The following is a 5,762-nucleotide window of genomic DNA, read 5'->3' as shown; positions in this document are numbered from 1 at the left end:
GGGAATCGAACCAGGATGTGCAAAGCGTCCAGATGGACAACCTCTTGAGGGCCATCGACCGCGACCCCACGCTGGTCGATTATCTGGCCGCCTTCCGCCATGCCGCATAACTCTCATCTCAAATCCGTTACTCCCCTTCGCGCGATCGGGGATGAAGGGGAAGACAGCGCCAGCCGATACTTAAAAAAACAGGGGTTCAAAATCATCGAACGGAATTTTTTCTGCAGGGTGGGGGAACTCGATATTATCGCCGAAAAAAAGGGGGAGCTCCATTTTATCGAGGTAAAAACCCGCCGAACGCTTGGATTCGGCGATCCGCTGGAAGCGGTCACGCCGTGGAAGCAAAAACGGGTATCCCAGACGGCCAAATATTATCTGCTCAAAAATGCGAAGTGGAACAATCATCCCAAATGCTTTTCGGTGATGAGCATCTACGACCCCGGCAACGACGACGCGCAGATCGAATTCATCCCCAACGCCTTCGAGGTGTGGGGGGATTATTATTGAAATAGAACTTTACAGCATTCCGGCGGCGTTATAATCCCATCAACATGATCCGGTTTTTTGCTCTTATTTTGGGGCTGTTGCTCCCGATTGCCGGGCACGCCGCCGACGCCGAACGGACAGTCGCCAATCTGCAAAAAACCTACCAGGAGGCGGTCAGTTGGAAGGCCTCGTTCGTTCAATCGACCTTTGTGGAACTTTTGGGCAGGAACATTAATAAAACAGGGGAAATCGTCATCAAAAAACCGGGAAAACTCCGGATCGAATACAAAGACGAGCCGGGGCGGCAGTATATCAGCGACGGAAAAACGCTCTGGATTTATGTCCCCGGCGACACGCAAGTAGAGGTTTATCGAAAAATCTCCAAACTTCTCGCCAAGGAGGCGCTGACTTTCATGGAAGGCTTGGGCGATATCGAAAAAGAATTTGAAGTCCGCGATTATCCAAAGGCCAATGCGCGCGAGGCGATGATTCAGGACAAAATGCTTGATCTCATCCAACTGCGGCCCCACAGACCCGGCTCCATCATCCAAAACATCGTCATGGGGATCGACCCGAAGAATCATCTGGTGATCGAGGTGACCATTTTCAATGAATCGGGAAATGTGACGCACTATACATTCAAAAATATCAAGTTGAACTCCGACGTCGCGGACGAGTTGTTTATTTTTAAGAAGGAGAAGGGGATTAGGGAAATTCGCGGATCGTAGATGGAAGATAGAAGATAGAAGATAGAAGATAGAAGATGGATGATTGTGAATTGTTGTTGACGATCAACGATCTTCGATCTTCAAAAAACATGCCCAGCTTTGATATCTTATCCGAGGTCGATCTGCAGGAGATGGACAACGCCGTCAATCAGGCTGTCAAGGAAATCGTCACGCGCTACGATTTTCGTGGGAGCAAAAGCTCGATTAATTTCGACAAAGAAAAAAAGATCCTGCATCTGATTGCCGATGACGATTTCAAGATGAAGGCGGTGATCGACATTCTGGAGGGGAAGGTGATCAAGAGGGGCATCTCCCTCAAATCGCTTCAGCAGGGAAAAATCGAAGATTCTGCCGGCGGCTTGAAAAAATGCGATATCACTCTTGTCATGGGAATCGACACGGACAAGGCGCGCGAAATCGTGAAGCTTGTCAAGGATTCCAAAATGAAGGTACAGGCGCAGATTCAGGAAAAACAGGTCCGCGTTTCGGGGAAGAAAAAGGACGATCTGCAGGAGGCGATGGCCCTCATCCGGGGGCGCGATTTCGGCATCCCGCTTCAGTTCGGCAATTATCGGGATTGATCAAATCCCCCCCTTCCCCCCCTTTGTCAAAGGGGGGCTGGGGGGATTTCTTAATATGATGGAAATCATGGTTGAGTTTCAAAGATGTGATAGGAGCCGCGCGTAAAAATGGCAAAACCTGAACTTAACGCGGTCATCATCGAAAGAATCCAGCAGGGCTCCGAATTGTTTGTCTGGCGCGTTGCCCCTAATGGCTGGGAGCTCCCGAAGTTTGAGCCGGGTCAGTTTGCCGTGCTGGGGCTTCCCGGTTCGGCGCCGCGGTGCGAGGGATCCAAGCCGGAGGAAAAACCGGCCGAGGCCGACAAATTCATCCAGCGGGCCTACTCCATCGCCTCATCCCCTCTTGTCCGTGATTATCTGGAATTTTATATCGTCCTTGTCCGTGAGGGGGCGCTGACCCCGCGGATGTTCGGCCTGAAGGTGGGCGACCGGGTCTGGCTCTCGCCGAAAATATCGGGGCAATTTACGCTGGCCGATGTGCCGTCAAACGCCAATCTCGTTTTTGTCGCCACCGGAACGGGTCTTGCCCCCTACATCAGCATGTTGCACACCTATCTGCCGTGGGACCAAAAGCGCCGCATCGCCGTTTTGCACGGGATCCGCGAATCGCAGGATCTCGGTTACCGCTCCGAGCTTGCGATCATGCAAAGGCTTGCCGCCAATTTCAATTATTTTCCCATCGTCAGCAGGCCGCATCTGGAAAAGGTTCCCTGGAAGGGGACGACGGGGCATGTGCAGGATATCTGGAAAAGAAAAATACTGGACGAGAGGTGGGGCTTTCACCCGACGGCGGAAAATACGCATTTTTTCCTGTGTGGGGCCCCCGGCATGATCCAGGATTTCCAAAAGCTTTTGGAGGCCGAGGGTTTTAAGGAACATACCCGCAAAGAGCCGGGACAGATTCATATTGAAAAATATTGGTAAGAGTTGCGAGACTCAAAATAAGGAGGGTCTATGGTTCAGAAACTTTATCAACGCGTGATTGGTGTGGCCTCTAAATTTCAAAGCCCGTTTCTTTTGGCCATTCGCCTTTATTGGGGGTTTCAGTTCTTTCAGGCCGGTAAAGGGAAGCTGGCCGATATCCCGAAGGTTGTCGGATTTTTCACCGACTTGGGCATTCCCTTTCCCACCGTAAACGCTTATCTGGCGGCGGGCACCGAGTGTTTTGGCGGTCTGCTTTTGCTTTTCGGCTTTGCCTCCCGGCTGGCATCCATTCCGCTGGCCTTTACCATGTGTGTGGCCTACGCCACCGCCCACCGCGAGGCGCTCGTCAATATCTTTGCCGATCCCGACAAATTTCTGGAACAGGAGCCGTTTTTGTTCCTGATGACGGCGCTGATCGTCCTCTTCTTCGGGCCGGGGGTGTTTTCGGTCGATGCAATTATCAAGAAGATGAGAAAGTTGTAATCACCGCGAACGGGGAACGCCGATCTTCGGACAATATTCCTCAATCGCGCATTTGCTACACCAGGGGGAAATGGGAGCGCAGAGGTTCTGTCCAAACGTGACGAGGATGTCATTGTAGGTCTTCCATTCCTTCTTCGGCAATTTTTTCCTGAGGGCAAATTCCGTTTCTTCCGGGGTTTTGGTTTTCACGTAACCAAAGCGGTTGCTGATGCGGTGAACGTGCGTATCGACGCAGATGCCGTAATCACCGTATCCCACGGTCACCACCAGATTGGCTGTTTTTCGGCCGACACCGGGAAGTTCGAGGAGTTCTTCGATCGTCCGTGGAACCTTTCCGTTATACCTGTCGATGAGTATCCGGCAGGTCTTGATGATTGATTTTGCCTTGGTTCGGTAAAACCCCACCGGATAAATGAGCTTTTCGATGGCGGAGGGGGTCAGCCTGACCATTGCCTGCGGCGTCGGCGCTTCGCCAAGAAGACGGCGCGAGGCAACCTCCGTTACGGCATCTTTGGTGCGAAGCGAGAGGACACAGCTGATCAATGTTTCAAACGGCCGGTCGAGCGCCTGATCGGCAATGACCCCCACGGCCGGGACTTTCCATTTTTTGATTTCATTTTTTAAGATCTTGAGAACTTTTTCGAGCTCGGGAGTGTTCATCGTCCCTTGTTTTATCAACTTGCCTCATGTCCCACAAGTGAGATAAAAACCGGGAAGTATGGCCACCCGCACCGAAACCGACTCGATGGGAGAGGTTAAAATTCCGGAGGAGTGCCTTTACGGTGCCTCCACACAGAGGGCGGTGGAAAATTTTCAGATCTCGAAGAGTCGCTTCAGCCGCCGTTTTATCGAGGCCTTGGGGTTGGTCAAGTGGGCCGCCGCCTGTGCCAACGCGGAACTCGATCGCCTGGATAAAAAGATGGCCGGGGCCATTTCCGATAAGGCCCTCGAAGTGGCGTCGGGCAGACACGACAAGCATTTCATCCTCGATATTTTCCAGACCGGCTCCGGCACCTCCACCAACATGAACGCCAACGAGGTGATCGCCAACCTCGCCAATCCCGAATTGGGGGGCAAAGTCGGCTCAAAAAAACCGGTTCATCCCAACGACCATGTCAACATGGGACAGTCGTCCAACGATGTGATTCCGACGGCCATCCATGTCGGCGCCGCCCTTGGCGTTGCCGTGGGCTTAATCCCCTCTTTGGGTAAACTTCAAAAGGCCCTGGCCGGCAAGGCGGAAGAATTTAAAAAAATCATCAAAGTGGGGAGGACGCATCTGCAGGATGCGACGCCGGTCACCCTTGGGCAGGAGTTTTCCGGTTACGCATCCCAGATTGAGCATGATATCCGCCGTCTCGAGCAGGCATTGGAGGGGGTCCTGGAACTTCCCATCGGCGGCACCGCTGTGGGGACCGGGATCAACACGCACCCACAGTTCGGCAAAAAAGTCTGTGAAAATCTTTCGAAAAAAACCGGTCTTAAATTTTTCGAGGCGAAAAACCATTTTGAAGCCCAGGCGGCCAAGGATGCCTGCGTGTTTTTGAGCGGGGCGCTAAAAACAATCGCCGTTTCACTGATGAAAATCGCCAATGACCTGCGCTGGCTAGCCTCCGGCCCGCGGTGCGGCATCCACGAAATTCATCTGCCGGAACTGCAACCCGGCTCTTCCATCATGCCGGGAAAGATCAATCCGGTGATTCCCGAATCGGTCATGCAGATCTGCGCACAGGTTCAGGGGAACGATCTGGCCGTCCAGATCGGCGCCCAGCTCGGTAACTTCGAGCTCAACGTGATGATGCCGGTTATCACCGGGAATCTGTTCGAGTCGATCGAACTTTTGACGAACGGATCGATCATGCTGGCCGAAAAGTGTGTTCGCGGCATTGAGGCCAATCCGGAGAGATGCGCCGAACTCGTTGATAAAAGCCTTATGCTGGTGACGAATCTCAACAAGGTAATCGGCTACGACAAGGCGGCGGCCTTGGCCAAAAAGGCCTACAAAGAAGGGAAGACTATTCGCGAGCTTTTGAAAGCGGAAAAGATTGTGCCGGACGATCAGATTGAAAAATTGCTCGATCCAAAGACGATGCTGACGCCAAAATGATTCCCATCACCACGCCGGAAGTCGAAAATTACCTCTACAGCCTCGCTTCGCCCTATGACGAGCAAGTCCTGCTGGAGATGGAAGAATACGGGCATGCCAATCGTTTTCCCATCATCGACCGGATTGTCGGCGCCCTCATTCACCTACTGGCTTTGTCCATCAACGCCAAGAAAATTTTCGAACTCGGGAGCGGTTTCGGCTATTCAGCCTACTGGTTTTCCAAAGCAGTCGGCGCGGAGGGGAAGGTCTGGTGCACTGACGGCTCCTCCAAAAACAAGGTAAAAGCGCAGGAATACTTGAAGCGCGTCGACCTGTGGGGGCGGATTGATTATCAGGTCGGCGAGGCGGTCAACTTTTTAAAAATGGAAAAAGGGCCGTTTGATATCATCTACAATGATATCGACAAGGGGGATTACCCACAGGCGTGGGAGGAGGCGAAGAGGAAGATTCGTC

General features: G+C 52.6%; 8 protein-coding genes. 7 read left to right on the top strand and 1 reads right to left on the bottom strand.

The annotated features are described in order from the left end of the window. The first annotated feature begins 99 nt into the window (after positions 1 to 99). The 5 genes from HYU99_10825 (at position 100) to HYU99_10805 (ending at position 3,202) form a co-directional block, all read left to right on the top strand. The gene (locus tag HYU99_10825) at positions 100 to 507 is read left to right on the top strand and encodes a YraN family protein (GenBank protein ID MBI2340836.1); all 408 of its coding nucleotides are present in this window, start codon (positions 100 to 102) and stop codon (positions 505 to 507) included. A 44-nt stretch (positions 508 to 551) separates the two neighbouring features. Beyond that, positions 552 to 1,214: an outer membrane lipoprotein carrier protein LolA gene (locus tag HYU99_10820; GenBank protein ID MBI2340835.1), complete on the top strand. Its 663-nt coding sequence runs from the start codon at positions 552 to 554 to the stop codon at positions 1,212 to 1,214. A gap of 89 nt (positions 1,215 to 1,303) precedes the next feature. Further along, entirely contained in the window at positions 1,304 to 1,795 is a 492-nt protein-coding gene (locus tag HYU99_10815) for a YajQ family cyclic di-GMP-binding protein (protein MBI2340834.1), read from the top strand. A gap of 108 nt (positions 1,796 to 1,903) precedes the next feature. After that, positions 1,904 to 2,719, top strand: coding sequence for a ferredoxin--NADP reductase (locus HYU99_10810; GenBank protein MBI2340833.1), 816 nt, complete (start codon positions 1,904 to 1,906; stop codon positions 2,717 to 2,719). Between the two features lie 30 nt (positions 2,720 to 2,749). Further along, positions 2,750 to 3,202 carry a DoxX family protein gene (locus tag HYU99_10805; GenBank protein MBI2340832.1) on the top strand — a complete coding sequence of 151 codons (453 nt, stop codon included), beginning with the start codon at positions 2,750 to 2,752 and terminating at the stop codon, positions 3,200 to 3,202. Here the strand turns inward: HYU99_10805 and HYU99_10800 are convergent, their stop codons facing one another. Then, positions 3,203 to 3,862, bottom strand: a complete 660-nt coding sequence (locus HYU99_10800) for an endonuclease III (protein MBI2340831.1) — start codon at positions 3,860 to 3,862, stop codon at positions 3,203 to 3,205. It lies immediately after the preceding gene. 58 nt (positions 3,863 to 3,920) lie between these two features. Here HYU99_10800 and HYU99_10795 point away from each other — a divergent pair, with 58 nt between their 5' ends. Then, the gene (locus tag HYU99_10795) at positions 3,921 to 5,309 is read left to right on the top strand and encodes a class II fumarate hydratase (GenBank protein ID MBI2340830.1); all 1,389 of its coding nucleotides are present in this window, start codon (positions 3,921 to 3,923) and stop codon (positions 5,307 to 5,309) included. Then, positions 5,306 to 5,762, top strand: a 457-nt coding sequence (locus HYU99_10790; GenBank protein MBI2340829.1) for an O-methyltransferase, incomplete at its 3' end; no start/stop codon positions are given. The genes HYU99_10795 and HYU99_10790, both read left to right, overlap by 4 nt.

The sequence above is a fragment of the Deltaproteobacteria bacterium genome (genome assembly GCA_016183175.1).
In the GTDB taxonomy this organism is placed as follows: domain Bacteria; phylum UBA10199; class UBA10199; order UBA10199; family SBBF01; genus JACPFC01.
Note: the sequence above shows the minus strand (reverse complement) of the source record. Positions and strands in the feature narration are given on the sequence as shown.